Consider the following 2,173-nt stretch of genomic DNA (forward strand, 5'->3'; position numbering starts at 1 on the left):
GGCTCCGAAGGCAGGACTCGAACCTGCGACAACCTGATTAACAGTCAGGTGCTACTACCAACTGAGCTACTTCGGAACAATACTATTCAATTCGGTTTTTAAAACCTCTTAAGTACATTTATTATTATAGCAAGCATTATAAATTATGCAATACTTTTTGTGAAAATTTTTATATTTTTTGTCGAAGTCTTCCTATGCAGCAACAAGAAACCTAATAGTTCTCTATTATATCTAATATTTCTATTTCATGTACAGAATATTCTTGCTGTATATTATTGTAATTGTTAAAATAGAAATAGTTTTACGAATTTTCTAATAAATTTGTTTAGGGGAGGAATGTTCACATGGTAACAAACGATTTAATTGCACCGGAATTCTATAATATTACAGAGGAATTGGAGAAATTTTCTCGAGATAGTGATCGCCAAGCAATACGGTGGCTAAATACTCAACAGGAGCGTCAAACAATTTCCTATGTTGAACTTGTTCAAAAAATGAATCAATACGCGCATGCCTTTACGAAGAAGGGGCTTCAAAAAGGAGATCGCGTATTAGTTATTATTCCTCGTCTGCCTGAAGCTTATTTTGTCTTCCTCGGCTGTCTAAAGGCTGGGATTGTTCCTATTTCTTGTTCAGAAATGTTACGTGCAAGTGATTTAGAATATCGTATGGCACACTCTTCTGCAAGGGCAGTAATAGCCTATGAAGCGTTCACAAGTGAGGTAGATTGTATTACTTCTTCAGTGGAGGCTTTAAATAATAAATTGCTTATAGGCACTGCTACTGGTGATTGGACCTCTTTAGATGAATTAGCAAGTACTCAGCCAGATACATTTACAGCAGCTGCTACTAAAAGAGATGATATGGCATTTCTTTCTTATACATCTGGCACAACTGGCAAACCAAAAGGAGTTGTTCATTCACACGGATGGGGATATGCACATATTAGAACAGCCGCTTCACAATGGCTTTGTGTATGTGAAGGTGACTTAGTTTGGGCTACAGCAGCTCCAGGGTGGCAAAAATGGATTTGGAGCCCATTTTTATCGACTATTATGCTGGGCGCAACTGCATTAGTATACCACGGAGGATTTGATGCAAAAACATATCTTAAACTGCTTCAAGAAGAAAAGGTTAATGTATTGTGCTGTACTCCAACGGAATATCGAATTATGGCGAAGATTGATAATTTAAAAGACTATAATCTATCTTCTCTACGCAGTGCTGTTTCGGCTGGTGAACCATTAAATCGACCAGTCATCGAAACATTTATGAAAAATTTCGATCTTAAAGTTCGCGATGGCTATGGACAAACGGAAAATACCTTATTAATTGGCACACTTGAAAATATTGATTTACGTCCTGGTTCAATGGGTGTTCCTACACCTGGCAATATTGTCCGTATTATAGATCATGAAGGCAACGAGGCACCCGTTGGAGAAGTTGGAGATATTGCAGTACACAAATCTTCTCCTGCTCTATTTAAGGAGTACTATCGTGAGCCTGAACGTACACAAGCTGCCTTCCGTGGAGATTGGTATATTACTGGAGACCAAGCCAAATGCGATGAAGACGGCTACTTCTGGTTTGAAGGTCGAGGAGATGACATCATTATTTCATCAGGCTATACAATTGGGCCATTTGAAGTAGAAGATGCTTTAAATAAACATGAAGCTGTACAAGAATGTGCTGTAGTCGCAGCTCCAGATGAAATTAGAGGCCATATTGTTAAAGCCTTTGTCGTCTTACGAGAAAGCTTCAGAGATCTTGATGAGGACGAGTTAATAAAAGAACTACAAGAGCACGTTAAAGCATTAACAGCGCCTTATAAATATCCTCGTAGTATTGTCTTTATCGATGAGCTACCAAAAACAACTTCTGGTAAGATTCGTCGTATAGAACTACGAGTAGCAACAACAACTGTATAAAATATAATAAAGAGACATTTTACCATTCACTTGGTTGAAATGTCTCCTTTATATATATTGCTAGTATTTAATATTCTTTTGCATATAAAAAAAGCCACTACTGAGTTTATCAGCAGCGACTTTTTGCGCCTAGCGACGTCCTACTCTCACAGGGGGAAGCCCCCAACTACCATCGGCGCTAAAGAGCTTAACTTCCGTGTTCGGTATGGGAACGGGTGTGACCTCTTTGCCATCATCACTAGACT

Annotated in this window: 1 protein-coding gene, 1 tRNA gene and 1 rRNA gene; 1 reads left to right on the top strand and 2 read right to left on the bottom strand. The window is 38.6% G+C overall.

Annotated features, from left to right (window positions below):
• Positions 1-2: 2 nt before the first annotated feature.
• Positions 3-76, bottom strand: a tRNA-Asn gene (locus tag C7Y47_RS24490).
• A 268-nt stretch (positions 77-344) separates the two neighbouring features.
• On the opposite strand from C7Y47_RS24490, the gene mbcS reads away from it, so the two are divergent.
• Positions 345-1,928: an acyl-CoA synthetase MbcS gene (gene mbcS, locus C7Y47_RS24495; RefSeq protein ID WP_142511122.1), complete on the top strand. Its 1,584-nt coding sequence runs from the start codon at positions 345-347 to the stop codon at positions 1,926-1,928.
• A 127-nt stretch (positions 1,929-2,055) separates the two neighbouring features.
• Here mbcS and rrf read toward each other — a convergent pair.
• Positions 2,056-2,171: ribosomal RNA gene (gene rrf, locus C7Y47_RS24500) — 5S ribosomal RNA — on the bottom strand.
• Between the last annotated feature and the right edge of the window lie 2 nt (positions 2,172-2,173).

Source organism: Lysinibacillus sphaericus (genome assembly GCF_006864135.1).
Classification (GTDB): Bacteria; Bacillota; Bacilli; order Bacillales_A; family Planococcaceae; genus Lysinibacillus.

What these genes read in the sequence shown, in the direction of transcription:
- mbcS (WP_142511122.1), top strand. Translation starts at nt 345, where the DNA reads ATGGTAACAAACGATTTAATTGCACCGGAATTCTATAATATTACAGAG.